The organism is Streptomyces sp. NPDC006339, assembly GCF_040612775.1.
In the GTDB taxonomy this organism is placed as follows: domain Bacteria; phylum Actinomycetota; class Actinomycetes; order Streptomycetales; family Streptomycetaceae; genus Streptomyces.
In genome coordinates, this window is sequence record NZ_JBEXQW010000029.1 from 14,177 (window position 1) to 33,475 (window position 19,299).

At 70.0% G+C, this 19,299-nt stretch carries 15 protein-coding genes; 8 read left to right on the forward strand and 7 right to left on the reverse strand.

The features are described from left to right. Nucleotides 1-46: 46 nt before the first annotated feature. Both ABZ135_RS23285 and ABZ135_RS23290 read left to right on the forward strand, forming a co-directional pair. Nucleotides 47-787, forward strand: coding sequence for a hypothetical protein (locus ABZ135_RS23285; RefSeq protein WP_356698155.1), 741 nt, complete (start codon nucleotides 47-49; stop codon nucleotides 785-787). Between the two features lie 964 nt (nucleotides 788-1,751). Continuing rightward, nucleotides 1,752-2,549 carry a hypothetical protein gene (locus ABZ135_RS23290; protein ID WP_356698156.1) on the forward strand — a complete coding sequence of 266 codons (798 nt, stop codon included), beginning with the start codon at nucleotides 1,752-1,754 and terminating at the stop codon, nucleotides 2,547-2,549. Between the two features lie 7 nt (nucleotides 2,550-2,556). Here the strand turns inward: ABZ135_RS23290 and ABZ135_RS23295 are convergent, their stop codons facing one another. From ABZ135_RS23295 to ABZ135_RS23305, 3 genes are all read right to left on the reverse strand, one after another. Next, nucleotides 2,557-3,228, reverse strand: a complete 672-nt coding sequence (locus ABZ135_RS23295) for a hypothetical protein (RefSeq protein ID WP_356698157.1) — start codon at nucleotides 3,226-3,228, stop codon at nucleotides 2,557-2,559. Nucleotides 3,229-3,393: 165 nt separating this feature from the next. Then, a complete protein-coding gene (locus ABZ135_RS23300) occupies nucleotides 3,394-3,951 on the reverse strand; it encodes an XRE family transcriptional regulator (RefSeq protein WP_356698158.1) in 558 nt (185 codons plus the stop codon). A 50-nt stretch (nucleotides 3,952-4,001) separates the two neighbouring features. Next, complete coding sequence (locus ABZ135_RS23305) at nucleotides 4,002-6,113, reverse strand: helix-turn-helix transcriptional regulator (protein WP_356698159.1); 2,112 nt, start codon at nucleotides 6,111-6,113, stop codon at nucleotides 4,002-4,004. A gap of 232 nt (nucleotides 6,114-6,345) precedes the next feature. Here ABZ135_RS23305 and ABZ135_RS23310 point away from each other — a divergent pair, with 232 nt between their 5' ends. Continuing rightward, entirely contained in the window at nucleotides 6,346-8,163 is a 1,818-nt protein-coding gene (locus ABZ135_RS23310; protein ID WP_356698160.1) for a zeta toxin family protein, read from the forward strand. On the opposite strand, the gene ABZ135_RS23315 is transcribed toward ABZ135_RS23310, so the two are convergent. Next, the gene (locus tag ABZ135_RS23315) at nucleotides 8,127-8,372 is read right to left on the reverse strand and encodes a hypothetical protein (RefSeq protein ID WP_356698161.1); all 246 of its coding nucleotides are present in this window, start codon (nucleotides 8,370-8,372) and stop codon (nucleotides 8,127-8,129) included. The two genes, ABZ135_RS23310 and ABZ135_RS23315, sit on opposite strands and share 37 nt — an antisense overlap. A gap of 189 nt (nucleotides 8,373-8,561) precedes the next feature. Here ABZ135_RS23315 and ABZ135_RS23320 point away from each other — a divergent pair, with 189 nt between their 5' ends. After that, complete coding sequence (locus ABZ135_RS23320) at nucleotides 8,562-11,219, forward strand: ATP/GTP-binding protein (RefSeq protein ID WP_356698162.1); 2,658 nt, start codon at nucleotides 8,562-8,564, stop codon at nucleotides 11,217-11,219. A 99-nt stretch (nucleotides 11,220-11,318) separates the two neighbouring features. Here the strand turns inward: ABZ135_RS23320 and ABZ135_RS23325 are convergent, their stop codons facing one another. Beyond that, on the reverse strand, nucleotides 11,319-11,996 hold the full coding sequence (locus tag ABZ135_RS23325; protein WP_356698163.1) for a hypothetical protein: 678 nt from the start codon (nucleotides 11,994-11,996) through the stop codon (nucleotides 11,319-11,321). Nucleotides 11,997-12,247: 251 nt separating this feature from the next. On the opposite strand from ABZ135_RS23325, the gene ABZ135_RS23330 reads away from it, so the two are divergent. Beyond that, entirely contained in the window at nucleotides 12,248-12,745 is a 498-nt protein-coding gene (locus ABZ135_RS23330; protein WP_356698164.1) for a DUF6420 family protein, read from the forward strand. Between the two features lie 33 nt (nucleotides 12,746-12,778). Here the strand turns inward: ABZ135_RS23330 and ABZ135_RS23335 are convergent, their stop codons facing one another. Next, entirely contained in the window at nucleotides 12,779-13,840 is a 1,062-nt protein-coding gene (locus tag ABZ135_RS23335) for a hypothetical protein (RefSeq protein ID WP_356698165.1), read from the reverse strand. 401 nt (nucleotides 13,841-14,241) lie between these two features. Beyond that, nucleotides 14,242-15,798: a hypothetical protein gene (locus ABZ135_RS23340; RefSeq protein WP_356698166.1), complete on the reverse strand. Its 1,557-nt coding sequence runs from the start codon at nucleotides 15,796-15,798 to the stop codon at nucleotides 14,242-14,244. A gap of 283 nt (nucleotides 15,799-16,081) precedes the next feature. Between ABZ135_RS23340 and ABZ135_RS23345 the strand changes: the two genes are divergently transcribed. The 3 genes from ABZ135_RS23345 to ABZ135_RS23355 all read left to right on the forward strand — a co-directional run bounded on the left by ABZ135_RS23345 (nucleotide 16,082) and on the right by ABZ135_RS23355 (nucleotide 19,213). Then, nucleotides 16,082-17,332 (forward strand): hypothetical protein, encoded by a 1,251-nt coding sequence (locus tag ABZ135_RS23345; RefSeq protein WP_356698167.1) that lies wholly within the window; start codon nucleotides 16,082-16,084, stop codon nucleotides 17,330-17,332. A gap of 175 nt (nucleotides 17,333-17,507) precedes the next feature. Then, nucleotides 17,508-18,473 carry a DNA-processing protein DprA gene (locus ABZ135_RS23350; protein ID WP_356698168.1) on the forward strand — a complete coding sequence of 322 codons (966 nt, stop codon included), beginning with the start codon at nucleotides 17,508-17,510 and terminating at the stop codon, nucleotides 18,471-18,473. A gap of 41 nt (nucleotides 18,474-18,514) precedes the next feature. After that, the gene (locus ABZ135_RS23355) at nucleotides 18,515-19,213 is read left to right on the forward strand and encodes a ComF family protein (RefSeq protein WP_356698169.1); all 699 of its coding nucleotides are present in this window, start codon (nucleotides 18,515-18,517) and stop codon (nucleotides 19,211-19,213) included. Nucleotides 19,214-19,299 lie beyond the last annotated feature (86 nt).

The window sequence follows — 19,299 nt, forward strand, 5'->3', positions numbered from 1 at the left end:
GACAAGAGCCTGCGGGCGCCGGTGCCTACGGCCGATACTCGCGGCCATGACGATGAGCGTGGGCCTGCATCCCGAGACGCAGAAGTTGGCGCTGGAAGGCGTGATGCCGTGGTTGGTGCCGACCGGTGTGGCAGCGGAGGCGGTATCGATGCTGGACCGACCGCTGCTGGCCTGGATGATGGATCCCGAGTTCCACATGTTTGACTCGGCGGCGCACTACGCCGAGTACGAGGGCGAGCCGGGCGGCCTGTCCAAGCTGGAGCGGAAGATCGCAAAGCTGCCGCCGCGCCCGGAATGGGCCATGGAACGGGTCTGGACACCGGACGAAGAGACCGATGAGAAGTACGACGCCGCGTATGAGAAGGGGTGCGTGACGATCGCGGGCCGCCGGCTGCATCCCCGCGATCTCGATGCCTACACCACCATCGCTTACGAAATGGCCGACCTCGCTGACCAAGACGACGAGTTCGACCCCGACGACGTGGAGAGCCCGGACGATCTCGTCCGCGGTGACCTGGAGGCGGGACTCGCGTGGGCGGCTGCTGGGGTCTGCGTCTTGCAGCAGTCGCTGCCTTACCCCTTCAGGGATGTGCTGCCCTACGGGGAGACGGACAACCGGCCCGCCCACCGCGTCGTGTACGCCTACGCGAGCCTGCTGCAGCTCAAGCACCCACGCAAGGCGGCCGCCTGGTTCACGGCGATGGTCTACCTCAACCCCATGGACAACATGGGCGCCCGATTCCAAGCCCCTGGAGGCCCCTCCACCCACCTGCCGTTCGGCCTCTGAACCCTGTGAGCCGTGGGGTCGCCGGGGTTCGCGTACGCGGCGGTGAAGTGCGGGCTGCGGCGCAGCCCGCCGGGGATACGGACGTTGTCGTAGTCCGCGCGGATCAGGTGGTCCTTGTCCCGGTCGATGCCGGAGACGTCGACGGCGTCGAGGCTGGTGTCGGTCACAGTGTTCCCCGCTTTCCTGTGGGCTGTTCGGGGATTTCCTGTTTGAGCCGAAGCGCGATAGTTGTCACCATCGGCTTCCACTGACCTGCGGCTTCAACCAGGCAAAGCACGATGTTTGTCACCAGGGCGGCGCGCTATCTGTCACCAGCAGCGCCCGGAACGACGAAGCAGGCTGGCGGCGGGCACCGGGTACTTACTGATCATTTCAGAATGAGTTCGGCTCAGGCGCTTGGCAGTTGGGGTCGCAGGCCGGCAGTGTGCCGTCTACGCGGGATCTTGTGTCTGACGACCTGTGGGAGCGGAGCGGGTAGCTCCGTTGTTGCCGCCGCTTCTGCTGAGGCGCCGCCGCTTCCCTGACCGGCTTGCTATGGATGCCCCGGGCGGTGCTTCGCGGGAACGTGAGCCGGCGGAACCTATCCGCGGAGCGGACAAGCTGCAGTGGCGTGACCGCGCCGCGGCGGCTGCGAGCCTGGCCGCCATCCCCTGTAGTGGCTGGACGGGTGACCGGCGCTCTCTGGGCTGGCTGCTGCAAGCATCGGCGCCGCACGGACTCTTCGCCCCCGTGCCTGGAGGTAATTTCCCCCCGGCTATTCAAGAAAAAGGGCAGGACTGCGGGTCATTACACTGTGCACCGAATCGCTGAACTGTGCCCGTAGGGGCGCTATCCAGGTATTCCACGTCTCTTCGCGCTCATCGCTGGTTACGCCCAGGCCGGGCATTCTTGTGACGCTTGAGCAGCGGCGGACGATATCACGGGCCAGCCCTCCAGCTTCGGACGGTCCGATTCCTCTGACCTCGTGAGCGATGCTGTGCATGTCGTAGATGATGGCGTCCACCTCCGCCGCCCCCACGCCACGCAAGAGGGCCGTTCGGAAGCGGCCAAGGCACTCCTGGAAGCGATCGTAGGAGGCTCTGCGAGCGTCGAGCAGCCACCGTTCGTGGTCGGCGCGGGCTTGGGCGGCTTGGAGTTCGAGGGCAGCGCGGTGATTGGCCTCGGCCTGTGCCATCGCACTGCGGTGTGCGGCTTCGGCCTGCTCGAGAGCCAGTCGGTGACTGGCCTGTGCTTGCTCCAAGGCATTCCGGTGAGCGGCCTGGGCTTGTTCGAGAGCGGCTTCCCTGACGGCTCGATGGTCGGCTTCGGCCTGCTCGAGAGCCAGTCGGTGACTGGCCTGTGCTTGCTCCAAGGCATTCCGGTGAGCGGCCTGGGCTTGTTCGAGAGCGGCTTCCCTGACGGCTCGATGGTCGGCTTCGGCCTGGGCGAGGGCTGCGCGGTGGTTGGCTTCGGCGGCGTCGAGGGCTGCCTGGTTCAGTGCATGAGTCTGTTGCAGAGCTGTGCGTTTCTGCCAGTGCGCGACCAGCACGCTTACCGGAATGCCTGCGAGGGCTGCGAGGGCTGCTATGCCTGCGAGGTCCATGACAGACATGATGCCCAGTCAGGCACGGTTCCGAGGCTCCAGGGTGGGCTGAGGCAGCCGGAGCGCGGGCAGCAGGGCGTCTATTGTGCGTCAGGTGCGCAACGAGCCCGCCCCCTAGAGGCCGATGCGCGGACGGACAAGACGCTGGCGCGGGCTGCAGCGCCTGACTGCTCGGGCTAGGCCCGTCTCATTCTGTGTCGCCAGAGACCGATCGCTGCTGCCGCACGGGCGCAGGTAGTGTCCTTGGAGGGAACGACCGACGGTTGCCCGGGCCCAGCGCGTGTACCGCTTTCTCAATCTTGACCAGCTTGTCTTCCAGATGCTTGGTGGGCCGGTCTTCGAGCATGACCCACTTCACCGCGTCGAGGTCGGCGGTGTACTGGGCCGTCTCCACCTTCCCTTCAGGACCGTTTGCGTCCACCGTGAAGGTGTAGACGCGGGGCAGGTGAGCGTTCTGGGACCGCTCCTGGTTGTCCAAGAGGAAGGTCAGGCGGCGGCGCGGCGGCAGGATGGGGATGGGCCGGGCCAGAATCTCCTGCATGACCTGGGTGAGATCCGGCTCTCCTGGTCTGGGCTCCCACCCTGACTCGAGGGGCGGGTTGCAGGAGATGCGGACGTTGCGGGCTACGGTCGGACCGGTGTTCTCGATGACCAACAGAAGCGACCCGTGGTTGGCATCGGGTTGGATGTCGACGATGACGTACGGCTCGTTCTGCTCCCGGTGAATGCGTTTTGACAGGGCCAGTTGCTCTCTGGCGGCCATGCGGGCGATAGAAGCCTGCCAGGCGGCGATGAGGGCGGCGACGACGGCAACGATGATCGTCCACTGGTCGGTGGTTAGGGCTCTGAGGTGATCCATGACCTGACGCTACCGACAGGGTCCGACAGGCACGGCCGGCAGGCCCCTGCAAGAACCAAAGACCACGCCCTGTCCTGCAGCCCTTGTGGCGATACGTCTGCCTTTGTGTCAACTATCGTGCTTCGGCTCACTGTTCAACGAATTTCAGGCCGGGAAGTTTTGTAACTAATACTCGATATCAAGGTAGTCGATATCTGAAAGTGATACGTCGGAAAGTCCCATGGCGCGGGCTCCGTTGTCCTGGAAATAGACTTCCTTGAATCCTTCGGCGACGATTTCGCGCATCTTCTGGTCGCTGGCGCCCTCATCGCGGGCGTCGAACAGACGCTGGGCGTAGGTGGCCGGGAGGTGGACGGTGAGGCGGCGGAAGCGGCCGTCGTCGGTGGAGCCGACGGCGGCGGTGTAGCCGAAGCGGGCGCGGGTCTCCACCGTGATCCCGGTAGCGGCGGCCTGCTTACGCCGGCGCTTTCGCACGCCCGGCTGCCAGCGGGCCTTCACGGCCGCCTCGATCTTCGCGGCGATGTCCTTGGGCGGGTTCTTGCGAGCACCGCGGCGGTAGCGGTTGACGGAGTCGGCGGTGACGCCGATCTCCTCGGCGACCGCCTTCGACGTGCCCATCTGCCTGAGCAGGTAGTTGATCCGGGCCTGGAGGCCCTTGGGCGGCTCCTTGGTGAAGTGCTCCTGGTCGGCGCGCTCCAAGGCGTCGTCGATCTCTCCTGCCATGGGTCAGCTCCCTTCGGGGATGGGGTGCGGGTGGGTGCCGGCCGGCGGGCCTACTCGCCGCCGTCGAGGACGGCGTCGTGGCCGTCGCCCTTGATGTAGCTGGCCGGGTTGTAGCCCTGCTCCATCAGGTCGACCGCCCAGGCCATCGGCTGGACACCTTCGAGCTTGGCGAGCCCGGGGGTGGGGCCGAGGCGGAAGGCGCCGGGGATCGGCTTGCCGGAGGCGGCATACGGGAGGAAGTCGACCGGGCTGGCGCTCGGCGTGGGGTAGACGACGCAGTCGGACAGCACCGCGAGCGGGTACATGCCCGTCATCTTCGCCATGTTGAGCATCTTGCGGTGCATGTTCACTCGCGCCTTGGAGATGACCGCGTTGCGGATCCACGGCGCCCACGTCGGGCGCTTCATCGCCGGCCACGGTTCGCCGTCCTTGTAGCTCTTGCCCTGCGGGCCCTCGAACAGCTTGCCGATGCCGCCCTTGACCGTTCCCTTGATCGCCGAGAGGACGGCCGCCATCGCCGGGTCGGACTGCTTGTGGACCTCCATCGCCGCGAGGAACTCGGCGTCGGTGAGGTCCTTGGTGACGCCGAGGTCGGCGAGGGTGTCGACGTAGGCGGTCTTGAGCCGGTCGTGCCACGGATCCAGGTACGCGCCGGTCTCACGCCGCAGGTACGCCTCCAGGATCTCGACGTTGTAGCCGAGCTCCTGGGCGTAGGCGACAGTGTGGGTCTGGTACCAGGCCGGCCCGGTCGGACGGCTTCCGTCCGGCGTGAACGGCGAGGGCAGGCGCGGGTCGAGCTCGACGTGGCTCAGGTCGACCAGCCAGCAGCCGGGGACCTTCGGGTAGAACTTCGGGGCCACGAAGTGCTCTGGCTCGGACAGGCCGACCGTGAGCCGGGCCGAGGCGGCGAGGAAGGCCGTGTTCAGGTCGAGGCCGACCGCGAACGGCAGCGCCGCCTCCTCGCCCGTGAGGAGGTCGACATCGCGGGTCCACCGGTACGCCTCCTCGTTGAGAAAGCCGCCCGTCCAGCCGGAGCTGACGACGACGGGATGCTCAGGCCGGGCCTCAGGAGGCGCCGGGGGGAGGGGCTCGGTCCCGAGCGAGCCGGGGTTGTGGCCGGACACCCAGTTCCCGGTTGCCTCGTCGCGGACCGCCTTCGTCGGCGGGCGCAGCGCGGTCATCAGCTCCAAGCCGTTGACAGCCGTGCCGCCGCGCGGGGTGATCACCCGCTGGGCGTAGGTCCCGAGAACGCGGGCGATGTCGGCCGGATCCATCTCCGTGACGCCGGGCCAGGACCGGGGGTCGAGGGCGTCCCAGGGCAGGATCGCGAGCTGCACGCACTGCCGCTCGCGACCCTGGGCCTTGCGGTAGACGCGCGGCCACGGGCCGAAACCGCGCTGGGTGAGCTCCCACTTCGCCTTGAGGATCTGCTTGACGACCGGGTGATCCTCCGGGAGGCGCAGCCCGCGCCGATCCTCCAGGCGCTCGGGAAGCCCGAACTTCGCGGCCGCAGACGCGGTGAGGACGATCAGCGGGTCCTGGTCCTTACCGTTGCGGTGCAGCTTCGGCGCGCCGAGACCGGACTCCTTCAACGTCCACTCCACCAGCTCCACGATCGTGGTCGCCGGGCAGTCCAGCACGATGCCGCCGACCCCGTAGGCGGAGCCGTCGCCGTCCAACACGGCGAGCGGGCCGTGCGGGAAGCGCGGGTCCAGCGCGGGCGCGGCGGCCGTCCTCGCCGCCGGGCGCCGCGGCGTCGAAACGGGACGCGAGGCCGGCCGGGCGGGACGCGCGGGCGCGGCCTTCTCCGTCTGCGCTTCGGGGGCCGCCGGGCTGGTGATCTTCTCAGGCGCCGCCGGTTGCGGGGTGGCCGCCGGGGACGGAGGCGTCGGGATGGCGGCGGGGGTGCCGGGCGCGGGGTACTTCGCCGCCCAGCCTTTCAGCAGCCGCTGATACGCCTCCAGGCGCGGCGACTTCGGCTCGGAGCGGCCGTTCTCGTAGTTCTTCACCGTCTGCACGGTCGACTTCAGGGCCTGTGCGAGGCGGGCCTGGGTGATGCCGGCGGCCTCGCGCAGTCGGGCGCGCTCCGCCGGGGGCGGGAGCTGCGGCTCCTCCGCCAGCAGGGCCTCGATGTTCGCGAACAGCTCTTCCTCGGATGCCATGCGTCTACCTCCACCCTGAATGCTAGCACAATTTAGCCCCGCATTTAACTCAAACATTAACCATATCCCGCGTCTGGTAGCGTGACGTCAGAAGATCGGTGTCGGGACGAACATCCCGGCAGCGCAGGCGAGTTGGGCCCCACCCCGACAGTGGCAGCACTGGGCGACGCAGAGCGCCCGCTCGCTGACAGGCGGCTGCCGGGGCGGCGCACTGACCGGAAGGGGAAGTGCAGTGACGGACGCGGACGTGGTCCCGGTCGTGCTGTCCGAGCGCGAGCACGACGAGATCCTGGCCTCGCAGATCCTGCCCGCCTGGACCAGCGACGCCGTACCCCAGGACCAGCCCGTGACCGTGTTGGTCGCAGGGCCTCCCGGCAGCGGAAAGTCCACCGCCTGCCAGGTACTCAAGAGCGCCCTGGACCGTCGGGGCGGTTCGGTGCTGATTGGCCGCGACCTCTACAAGACCGCACACCCCGCCTACCAACGGCTCCTGCAGAGCGATGACCGCACGGCCGGCGTTCGGGTGCGGCCGGACGTTCTGCGCTGGCAGACCGAGGTCGAACAGTTCGCGCTGACCGGCCGATTCGACGCCTTGGTCGAGAGCCCGGTCGTCGACCCCGAGCAGGTGAGGGCCCACCGAGCCGCGGGGCGCCGGGTCGAGGTGGTAGTCGTCGTCGAGTCGGAGGCCGTCACCCAACTGAGCGTGCTGCAGCGCTACCTGGCCCAGGACCGGTATGTGTCCTGGGAGAACCACGACCAGTGCACGCTCCGGCTGCTGGAGTCGCTGGAGGTCATCGAGCGCGAGGGGCTCGCCGACCGGGTGATGCTGGTGCGACGCGACTTCGAGGTCCTCTACGACAACCAACCGGCCGGCCCGTCCCCGACCGCGGGCGCGCATCGGGCACTGCAGGCGGCCCGGAGGAGGCCGTGGACGGCGCCGGAGACGTGGCGGTTCCGCCGCCAGGTCCAGCGCGTGGAGCAGCAGCTCCACCCCTCGGTGTGCACCGAGGAGCGGCGGCTGCTGGTGGCTGGCGGTCTGGAGCGGGCCGTGGCGCTGGCCGAGCCGGTGCGCCGGATCGCCCAGCCGCTCACGGTGCCGCCGGGCGTCAACTACCACCGGCTGTCCGCCGACGAGCACGCCTTCATCTTCGACGAGCTGATCGTCCCGATGTATCTGAGCGACATCACGCCGCACGAGCAGCCGGTGACGCTGTACGTGATGGGGCCGCAGGGCGCCGGAAAGTCGCACACGGCCCGCACGCTGCGCCGCGTGCTGCGCGCCCGCCGGCCTGTCCGGATTGAGGGCGGGCTGTTCAAGTCGATGCACCCCGACTACCGCCGCTTGCTGGAGGAGGATCCGCGGACGGCGTCGGCCCGGATCCGGCCGGACTACCGGGCCTGGCAGCACAAGGCGGAGCAGCGGGTGCGTGACCAGCGCGGCGACCTGCTGATCGAGATCGCCCCGGACGACGTCGACCACTTCCTTGCCTCCGCGCGCCGGGACCGTGCGGCGGGGCGACGGGTGGAGCTGATCGTGCTGGGGGTGCGGGCCGCCGACAGCCGGCTGGGGATCGCGGCCCGGTGCGCGGGCGTGGCCCGCATCGGCGGCACGCCCCGCTTCACCCAGGCCGCCGCGCACACCCGTACGGTCGCCGTGCTCCCGGACGTCGTGCGCGCGGCCGAGCAGGTCCCGGACCTGGTCGACTCCGTCGCCGTCATCCGTCGGGACCTGACCGCGGTCTACCGCAACGCGCGCCTCGCGGACGGGACCTGGGCGCGGCCGGTGAGGGGCGGGGACGTGGTGGAGGCGGAGCAGCACCGCCCCTACACCCCCGCAGAGGCGGCGGCGTTCTGGGCGGCGCTGCGGCAGGTGCAGGGCGAGCTGCCGCAGTACCGGCGCGAGCTGGTCGCCATCGCCGCGCTGGCCTGGCCGCTGATGCCCACCGCCCTGCAGCCCCGCGCACTGGCGTTCACCGTCCCCACCGCGGCGCTGCCCGTCCCCCACCGCGAGGGCTACTCCTCGCGCAGTTCCTTCACCCGGGCCGCGTAGCGGGCCGCGATCTCGGCGACCTCTTCCTCGGAGGCGTCCTGGAGGGCCTGGCGGTCGGCGGCACACGCCGCCAGGCTCTCCTTCAAGACCTTGAGCCGCTCGGGGTCGAGTGTGCCGGCGCGCCGTGCGGCGAGGATCCGCTCGGTGTAGAAGGCGCTGACCTCGTCGATCAGATGCTCGATGGCTTCGGGAGTGACGGGTTCGGACAAGACAGGGTCCTCCAGGGGTATCGATCCGGTGATGAGGCGTCATTGTCCCTGGTCATGACCATGTGATCGTGGACGCGGAAGGAGCGCGGGCGTGGGAGGCCGGGCCGTGGCGGGCCTGTGGGTCTGCCGCCCGGGGCGTGCCCGGGCATAGGCTTTGTCCGACTGGTGATCTTTCGGCGGGGGACCTAAGTGACCGACTTGCGTGCGCTGTTCAGCTCCAACGACCCCATCGACGCGAGCGAGGCGTTCACCAACCGCGAGCGCCAGTGGGAGCTCGTCGCCACCGCGGTCGCCGAACACCTGCGGCGCACCACCGCATCCGGCTTCGACCCCGCCGACCTCGAGGCGCCCCGCACCAATGTGATCGTCTTCCACGGTGTCGGCGGCGTGGGCAAGACCACGCTTCAGCGCCAGCTCGAGGCTGCGCTCGGCGGCACCCGGCCGGCGCAGTGGGGCGAGCAGATTTGGGCCGGACCGAAGATCCTGCCCGTCCGGATCGACTTGTCCCGCTCGGCCGGCACCACCTTCGAGGACGTCGTCCTGACCATCCGGGCCGCGCTCGCCACGGCCGTCGCCCGGCCGCTGCCGGCCTTCGACCTCGCGTTGCGCCGCTACTGGGAGGCCCAGCACCCCGGCGATCCGCTCGACGCCTATCTCGAACGCGGCGGCCTCGCCTCGCGATTCGGCAAGGCCCTGCCGCAGCAGACGCAGGCCGCCCTCAGTGACGTCGCCCAGGCCCTGCTGCTGCCCGGCGCCGTCGGCTCGGCCGTCGGGCAGGTCACCGGCGCCCTGGTCGGCGCTCTCCGCGAGCGGCGCCAGACCGTACGGGCGCTGGCCGCCTGCGCACGCCTCGCACCCCTGCTGGAGACCGAACCCAGCCTGGAGGCGCTGTCCTTCTACCCGCACCTGCTCGCCTTCGAGCTTCACCGGCTTCCCGAGGAGAAGAAGGTCACGCCGGTGATCCTGCTGGACACCTTCGAGGACACCGCCGACCGCCACCGTGACCTCGAACGCCTCCTGCAGCGCCTGGTGTGGCTGATGCCGAACGCCTTCTTCGTCATCAGCGGCCGCTCCCGCCTGCAGTGGGCCGACCCCGCCCTGTACGGACAGCTCGACCACACCGGCCCCACCGCTTGGCCGGGCCTGGCCACCACGACCGGCCCGGTGCCGGCGCCCCGCCACGGGACGCCAGGCGGGCGGCAGCACTTGATCGGCGACCTCTCCCCCGAGGACTGCGACGACCATCTCGCCCGCCGACTGGTCAAGGACGGCCGCCCCCTCATCAGCCCCGCGATCCGGGCCGTGATCACCGCCCGCTCCCACGGTCTGCCCCTCCACCTCGACCTGGCCGCCTCCAGTTTCCTGGAGATCCGCCGCACCCGCGAGCCGCAGCCCGCCGACTTCGACCACACCTTCCCCGCGCTCCTGGCCCGCGCCCTGTCCGACCTCACCCCCGACGAGAAGAACGTCCTGCGCTCGGTGGCCGTCCTGGACGCCTTCGACCTCGATCTCGCCACCCGCGCAGCCGGTCTCACCCACCAGGCACCCGCCCGGCGCCTGACCGAGCGTCCCCTCGTCACCGAGAACCCCTACGCCCTGTGGCCCTACCACCTGCACGGCGCGATCCGCACCGCGCTCACCGAGGCCGACGAGCACACCGACGACCGCTGGACACCCGCCGACTGGCACCAGGCCGCCACCCGCGCCCTGGCCGCCCTCGGCGACCAGTGGACCGCGAACGCATCCCTCACCCCCAGCCGGCTACTCCTCGTGGCCTGCCTGCGCCAGGGCCTGCGTCTGGCCCGCGATCACCGTCTGACCGGCCTGGGCTGGCTCGTCGACGCCGCCTTCGTCTACACCGACGACTCTGTGTGGGAACCCCTCACCCCACCATCCAGCACCTCGGAACAGGGACTGGACACCCCGGCCGACGCCCTGGCCGAGCTCCTCACCGCGATCGCCCGCCGCCAGCACGAACACCGCCAGCACACCGCCGACCGCCTAACCGCCGTCCTGGACAGCGGCCTGCTGCCCGGCGAGCTGACCGAGATGGCCCTGTACTACCGGGCCAAGGCCCACAAGGACCTCAGCCAGAACGACGCCGCCCGCGCCGGGATGCAGCAGGTCGCCGACATCGGCGGCCGCCTCGCCACCAAGGCCCGGCGCGGACTGGCCAACCTGGCCCGCCTCGCCGGCGACTTCCCCACCGCCCTGGCCGCCGTCCCCACTCTGGGCTGGAAGGGCCGCCACCACCGCGTTCTCGGTGACATCCACTGGTCTCAAGCCGACACCGCTCAGGCCGTCGCCGCCTTCGAAGCCGGCCGTGCCGAGGCCGAACAGCACGCCGCCGCCGGCGAGCGCGCCATGATGCAGGTCCGCCTCGCCCTCGCCGTGTCCTTCGCCGATCCCGTCCGCGCCGACGACGAACTCGCCCTTGCCCACCAGCTCCTCGACGGCCTTGATCAACGCTCCAACGCCCTCCTCGCCCAGGTCGCCGCCCTGATCAAGGACGCCGGAACCGACGGCGTCACCGACCGCGCCCAGGCCCTGCACACCGACATCGACGCCGCCGGGCTGCCCTTCCTCCACCGCTTCGTGGAGCTCGCCCTCGCCTTCCACCACGCCGTCCGCGGCGAGGAGCAGGACCTGGCCGCCATCATCCGCCGACTGCGCCAGCTCACCGCGACCGGCGACTTCGCCTACTTCACCGACATCGCCCACTTCATGGCCGACCTGCCCCTGCCCGGCCCGTCAGCCACCCGCTGGACCACGAACGAGAACGTCGTCCGCACCCGCTGGTGCGCCCTGGTCCAGGCCCGTCAGGAACACCTTCGCACCGCCATCTGACCCCAACGCTGCCGGGCCCTGCAGACGGCGGTCTACGGCCCCGCCTGCAGCTCCGCGGCCGAGCGAGGGTGCGCGATCATCGGCATGATGGCTGGCTGGTCATGTCGCCGCATCCTGCCGGGTGCACAAGTGGCCGGTCGGACACGCTTCGCAGCCCTTGTGATCAACAAATCCTGAGGCCCAGGCCGCATCCCACAAGCGCCGGGCCTCATCGACGGAAACGTCTTGGTGGTGCTCGACAAAGTCGGCGAAGGCAGGTTGCTCCAGCCGGGCGAGGCACCCTCGCAGGTAGGCGACTGCCGCGGCCACGTCGGGATCCAGCTCGAACCAGATGGCGTTCGGAAGGCACGTGGTGGCCGCGGCTGTGTCGTTGTCACCGACGAACGCCCACGGTTCGCCCGGCTTCCCCGGCCGCTTCAGCACGAACCGCACGAAGGGGATGTCGTGCTCCTCGTCGACATCGACGAGCAGGGCGCCCGTCGCGTGCAGCCGGTGCGTGGACTGCCTGATGCCGTCCATGCCCTCCTCGATACGGCCCACCAGCCCCTCGAAGTCGACAAGCCTGGGCTCCTCGCCGTCAAGCACGGCGATCTTGCCCGAGTCCAGACACATGTCCAGATGCAGCGCCGCCATCGGCACCTCATTGCCGTAAAGAGGGCCGAGGCGCTGGATGCGGTCAAGGAAGTCGGTGCACTGCGCGTCGAGCTCGCCGGGGAGTGATCCCACGTTCTGCGCAGGGATGAACCACTCCTCGTACGCGGCGCCCGGCGGGTCCAACTCCCTCAGGGAGTACTCCTTCCGGTCCCTTCCCGGACGGCGCTGCTTCCCGGGCTTCCGTCGCCCCATCGGTCTTCCTCGTCTCCTCAATCGACCCTTGACACTCCCGATATCGGCCGCCCGCCGCCTTGTGGAGAGCCCCAGCCGGGGGCGCACAGGCGCACACCCCGGGCGCCCGCCGTGTCCGCCACATCAGCCGACTGCGCGAGCTGGGAGCGTACGGTCGCGGCACCAACGAGAAGGCGAGGACCATGTCGACCGAGAACTGCGGCCCCGGCCCGTACCGGGCGTACGACGATCTGCCCGTCCTGCGGGCGAGCGAGGCGCTCCTGCCGAAGATCCACCCCTATGCAGATGTCCGGCTCGGCCAGCACATCACCCCGGGCGGAGGGCGGCTGACCCTCGAACAGAGGGCCACCCACTTCACAATCACGCTCGACCACTTCGGATGCCCAGCCCAGTCCACCCTGGACAAGGACGCAGCCTTCAAGACTCTCGCCCTGGCCGCCGAAGGACTGTGCCACGCGGCCGGCTGCCGGCACCGTGCCGCCTACCGCGGGGGCGTCCTGCGGAAGTTCGAGATCCTCAAGGGCACCGCCCTTGAAATCCCCGCCTTTGTCCGCGCCCTACTTGCCATCGAACTTGGCGACATGCGGCCCGCGACCGTTCTGGCGCGCCGCACGCAGGACATCGCCGGACCACCGAAGCGTCCCGCCGGCACGGGAAACCAGCGAAGCGCGAGCCTCTGAGCGGGGGCGCCGCTGCGCTCCGGCAAGAGCGGATCATGCCAGTGCGGTGTCGGCATCCATGTGGTCGGAAATCGTCTCGTCCTCGTCCGGCTCGGCCTGCTCGTTGGCCTTGTGGAGGTAGAACGGGCCGCCAAGTTCCGACAGGAACGTCGTCCTGGGGGCGAGGCGGAGCACCTCCTGCCGGTAGCGGACACCGGTTCCGAACCGCCGGTGGTCGATGCCGCAGGGGTTGGTGTCCCAGTCGGCCACGTGCTGGAGGATGTCCTCAAGGAGATCGGCATCCGCAGGGTCGTTGCCCGCGGCCCGCAGCGTTCGCAGGATCGTGATGCTCGTGGGAAGGGCGATCCAGGTATTGGGCTTGTCCTCCTGGACGCTGGTGGCCAGGCGGACGAGTGTGGCGTCCAGCGGGTCCTGCTTCCATGCCTCGGACTGCTGTGTGCCGCTGTCGGTCAGCCACGTGAGCAGGGCGCCGCACTCGGGCGCGTTCAGACCGACCGCGCTCGCGTTTAGCAGGTGGTGGAAGAACCGGAGCAGCACGTCCCTCCGGCGGGGTGCGTGGCGGCGGTCGAAGAGACAGTGCCGGCACAGCCAGCCCATCGCGACGAACTCCCGGGCCAGCGGTGGTTTCGGCGGGCGGAAGCGGCCCATGTCGTCGCCGGCCTTGATCGGGTCGTTGCACAGCCCGCACACGTCGGCCGTCAGCGCCGTTTTGACGCACCGGGGCCCGATCAGGCGCCCGACGCCCTTGGGCCTGCTGTAGCGGGAGCGCTGGGCAGGCTCCGGTGCCTGGTCTGGGTTGCGGAGCCAGCCAACGAGGACTCGGACGGCCTCCCGCAGATCGTGTTCGTCTGCCTTCTGCAGGTGGGGCAGCCCGACCGCGCGGGCGATCCTGGGCTCGGGCGCGGGCCTTTTGCGGACCCTGAGGCGCGCGCGGATTCCGGAATCCAGGAGCTGGCGGAGCCGGCCCCGGCTCAGCAGCGTGAGGTCCACTTCCTCCAGGAGGCGGAGGTACTGCTCTGGGCTGAGGCTGTCCAGATCGGCCCCGCTGAGAAGGTCGATGCCCAGGTCGAGGGTGCCCTGCCCGTCGTCGTCCACATGCGTCTCCTGCCGTTCACCGGTTCCGGGAACACGATGCAGCTCTCGTAGGTGGTCAGCAGGTGCGGTTCACTCTCCAAGGTGGACGCTGTCGCCCGATCGTGGCCGGCCCCGGGGTCGTGTGCTGACAGCGCAGGTCAGGCGGCGTCCTGATACACGTGCGAGCTGGGGCCCCGGACCAGAAGCAGGACCGGGGCCTCGATCTACGGGCGTGCCGGCTCACCCGCGCTTGCCGAGACGGAGCCGCTGCGGAAGGGGGCTGCACCGAGATAGCACGCTCACGCCGCCCTGACCTGCGATGGTGAGCGCAGACGTGAGCGTCGCTCCGCCCGCCTGGCGGCACGAGAATGCCGCCCCGGGAGACCCGGGGCGGCATCAGGAGATGGTCGAGGAGATCCTCCTCAGCCCGATACGAAGGTTCCCTGCGGGACCTGCCGCTCGGCGTCCTCAGCCGCCCTGGCCGCCTCGGCGGCGATCCGGCAGCGCCCGCACAGGCCGTCGGTCTGTACCGGCCGACCGCACGAGCCTTCATGGCCCCGGCACACGTCCGTCTCGTCCTCCGTCTCGCAGGCGATGCACCGCATCCCGGCCATGACGACGCCCCGGCCGCAACCGTTCGCGCACAACGGGCGCTCACCGCCGAGACAGACCGCGCACAGGTCCTCTCCGGGCAGCGCGAGGCGCGGGCACATGCCCTCGTCTCCGGCGCACGGACGGTGCCGCCCGGCGCCCGCGACCTCGGCCTCGAGCTGCGCGTGCCTCTTGGCCCAGGTCGCCGGCACCGGCGTCTCGCCCCGGTCCCCTCGCATGTCGGACCCCTGGACCAGGTCCTGCTGTGCCGGGATCGGCGGGACGGCGGAGGCCGGACCGACAGCGAGCAGATCCCGCAGGCGCCGGGCGACGATCGCACCGACCGTGGAGAGCAGCGGCTGTGGCAGCGGCCGGGCGAGCAGGGCGTGGCGGATCTCCTGCGCGGTGAACCCGCTCGCCAGCATGCCGGTCACGGCCAGGCCCTGGTCCCGCAGCGTCTCGGCGTGGGTGATCGTCCACGCCGGCGCCTCGGCCGCGATCGCCCGCAACACCCGCACACCAGGGGTCAGGTCCACCGGCCGCACGCCGAACACCGGGCCGGGAGTACCACCGTCCCCGCGGGCGCTGTTGTCCGGCGTCGCGCTCCCCTCCGGCTCCCCAGCCGGCGTGGGCATCTCCTCCTGCTGCACCGCTGCGGCGTCGCCTCCGTCTGTCCTTCCGTCCCTCCCGCGCGCGTCCTCTACCGGTACAGAGGGACGGACGGACGGTGCAGCGGGTTCTCGATCAGGGTTCTCGACCTCAGGGATATAGACATGAGCGTCATCGGTGACGCCACCCCTAGCTTCACCGGTGACGCCAGGGGTGGCGTCATGGGTGAAGCCACCCCTCTTCGGCACGGTGGCTTCACCGGTGACGCCACCCCCGTCCTCAACGGGGGCGGTGCGCCGGCGCCCGCCCTTCGGCAGGATCCCGGCCGCCTTCTTCTCCGCCCGCCGCTTCGCGAGCCTCGCCTTCGCCACCTCGGCCGCCGACTCCCCGGGCGCCAGCGGGTCCACCCACTCGCCCCGCCAGAACAGGGCGTCGTGCAGGTGATAGATGTTCGCGTCGTGGATCTTCGCCCCGGTCGGTGCAGGGTGGGTCACCTCCTCGACGTGCCACAGCCCCGCGCACTCCCCTTCGAACAACGTCCGGTCGAGCGTGGACAGCGAACACCCGAGCTGCGCCGCCAGCTCCGAGCGCCACGGTTTGCCGCGGCTCGTGTCACGGGCGCCGACATCGGCGTAGGTCACCAGCACCCCGTACAGCGTGCGGGCGTTCGTCGAGTACCGCGGATCACACATCCACTGTGAGACGAACTGACCGAACGGCAGACCTCCGCCGCGGCGGACCTGCGGCCCGTAGCGCTGCGGGTCGTATCCGCCGCTCATCGGCTGGCCCCCGAACAGACTGCGCGCGGTGAGAGGGACTTCGTGGACATCGGCACCCCAGGGACAGAGTTCGTGATCAACTACCTCCCTGAGCTTTCGACCACGTCCTAACCAAGCCCCTCACCAGCAGGAGCAGCCGGCCTCACAAGGCCATAACGCCGCCTGGTGAGTGGGCGGGGCGGTCACGCCCCCTACCTGCGACGACCCCAATTCGGAAATCGCACGCTTGTGGGTTAGAGCGGCTGAGATCATGGATGACCACGGCACAGCAGCGGAGGCGGCGATGGACGAGACGAACACGGTGCGCGCGGTCGCGATCGACTACAAGGCGGTTCTGCGCTCGCCGGGACGCCCCCACGACGGGATCGCCGACTTCCTGCAGTGGCTCGACGAACACGACATCTCCTTCGTGCTGCTCACGACCGACTCCCTCGACGCCGAAGCCGCCATGAGGGCCGCTGGTCTGCCCGCGCCCGCCCTCCACCTGTGCCGTGATGACATACCTGGCCAGCCGGCCCGCGGCGGCGCAGCCTGGCTGCTGACGGTCGCCGAACGCCTCAAGCTGCGCCCTAATCAGCTCGTCATCGTGGGCACCTCGGAGCTGGACTGGCGCACCGGCATCAACGCCGGCGTCGTCCACGTCTTCGCCCGCTGGGCCAACCACGTGCGGAACGCGAAGGGCATGATCACCCTGTCGGCGGACCAGCCGGCCGATGTGGGTGAGCTTCTGGACCACTTTCTCCTGGACGAGCCTCGCTGGGCCTTCAGCCACGACGATGACGCCCGCTCCTTCAAGATCCGCTCGCTGCTGCCTCCCAACGTGCGCTTCCCGCAGGCCCCGGGCCGGACCTTCGAGCTTCAGGACGTCTTCACCCGCGGCCGCACGATCACTGTCGGCACCCAGGATGCCCGCGACATCCTGATGCTGCGGCTGCTCTCTTCCGCCTACCTCGACGGCACCCTGCCCCACCGCAGCCTCTTCTGCGTCTACCCCAGCAGCTCCCCGGGCCAGGTCAGCCAGCAGCTCGCCGGCTTCCTCACCAAGGCCAAGGTCATGGTCGGCTCCTACTACCGCGAGGACCTCCTCGAGCGTACCGGCCAGGCCCCCGACACCAGCCTGGAACGATGGAGGAGGAGCCAGGGCAAGGAGAGCACGGCAGACATCTCGATCGGCGCCCAGGCCCGCACCGTCCGGATCAACCCCAAGTACAAGGGCAAGCTCAAAGGCAAGAGCGTGATCGTCTTCGACGACTTCACCACCGAAGGCAAGTCCATCGAATGGGCCCGCACCCTCCTGACCAGCGCCAAGGCCGAGCAGGTCATCGCCCTGACCATCGGCAAGTACGGCGCCTCCCGCCACACCGCCTACCATCTGCGCCCCGGCACGACGATCGACCCCTTCCAGGTCAGTTACCACTTGGCCGCCACGAACTTCGTGACGACGCCCGTCACCGGAGCGGCAAGCCCGGGCCCCGACGACGCTCTGAGAGCCACGATGTCCCACTTCATCGCCGCCGCGCAGAGCACCGAATGATCTTGCCCGCCGTTCGGCCTCCGGAGCCGGCGCGGCCCGGGCGCCCGGCACCGAGGATCGAGTCGACCGTGCCCTTGCCTCCCGTACGCGGACCACGTACGCCATGATGGAAGTGGCCCGAGTACCTCGCTTCATCCTTCGAACATCCCGGGGCCACGAGTAGAAGGACACCCTGATGGACCTCGATATCACCGCTGAGCAGCACGATCTGCTGACCCTGTGCGCGCTGCGCGCCGGCGACGCCACCCTCGACTGGAGCCTGCTCGCCCGCGGCGCCCACAGCCCCGAGGGCCTGGCCGCGCTCATGGACGGACAGGTGCACGAGGACTCGCGTGCCGCGACCAAGAACCGGCCCCTGCTGCAGCAGGCCCTGATCGACGGCCTGGACGACGCGCGCGCCCGCGTCGACGACGAGCTGGCCGCGGCCGGAAAGATCGGCGCACGCCTGGTCACGGTCCTCGACAAGGACTACCCGGCCAACCTGCGCGTGATCGGCAACCTGCCGCCGTTCCTCTTCTACCGCGGCGAGCTCGATCAGCGTGACGCCCGCTCCATCGCGATCGTCGGCACCCGACAGGCCTCCGAGGCCGGGCTGCGTCGGGCGGCCCGGATGGCCCGCGAGCTCGTCGAGCACGACGTTGTGATCGCCAGCGGTCTCGCGAAGGGCGTCGACGCCGCCGCCCACCAGGCCACGCTCGCGGCCGAAGGCCGCACGTTCGCGGTCATGGGCACGGGCATCGCCGCCCCGATCTACCCGGCCGAGAACCGTCCGCTCGCAAAGGCGATCCTCGCCTCTGGCGGAGCGCTGCTGAGCCAGTTCTGGCCCACCCAACCACCAGCTCGGCACACCTTCCCGCGCCGCAACGTCGTCACATCGGGTACCACCCTGGGCAGCGTCGTCATCGAGGCCTCAAGCACGTCGGGCGCCAAGATGCAGGCCCGCCTGGCCGCCGAGCACGGCAAGCTCGTCTTCCTGATCCGCTCCCTCGCCGACACCCAGCCCTGGGCCAAGAAAATGCTGGACGAGAACCGGGCGATCCTGGTCACCGCTTCCAGCGACATCACCGACCGGCTCGGCCAGGCCGTGGACATCCACGCCGCCGGCCAGCAGCGCCAGCAGCTCGCCCTGGCCGGCCTGTGACGGCAGGTCTCCCGAATCCAGCAGGCTTCCCCGACTGCCCGGTGTGCGCATACCGCATCACCGGCACCGCACGCCTGTGCTCCGACTGCGCCGGCCACACCCTCCAGCCCGTCGCCGAGCCCCACTGCCCAGTCTGCTCCCAGACCGTCACGCCCGGCAGACCGTGCGGCAACCGGGTGTGCGCGCTGCCGGAAGCCGAGCGGGGCTTCTCCCGCGTCGATGCTGTGGCCATGTACTCCGGCGCCCTGCGCCACAAGATCCATAAACTGAAGTACGACGGCGCGTACGGCTGGGCGCTCATATTCGGCCGGCTCCTCGTCGGCTGGATGGAAAGCCACCCCGAGCAGATGCAGGGCGTCGACTTCGTCGTGGGCAACCCCTCCCACGCCGGCCGCCAGCCTCTCCAGCACATCGAGTCGATCATGGATGCCGCCTACACGGAGGACGTGACCCGGTCCTTCCCGCTCAGCCCGCCAGGTGCTCACCGGCTGGTGAAGCAGGTCGAGACAGCCCGGTCCGCGAACCGCACGCTGGATGAGAAGCGCCTGGCCGCGACCGCGCATGCTGACGCTCTGACCTGGACCGGAGACACCAGCGACATCAAGGGAGCCACCATCCTCCTCGTCGACGACGTGTTCACCAGCGGGTCGCAGCTCCAGCACGTCGCGCTCAGGCTCCGGGCGACCGGGGCCGCTGACGTCCGGGGGCTCGTTCTTGCCCGAGTCCCCTGGAACGGGTGAACTTGCCCCGGAGAAAGTGCCAGCTCGCACATTCTCCGAGCAGGTGACGAGCGCGCCGCGCTGGCGCGGTCCGACAACGGCGGCCG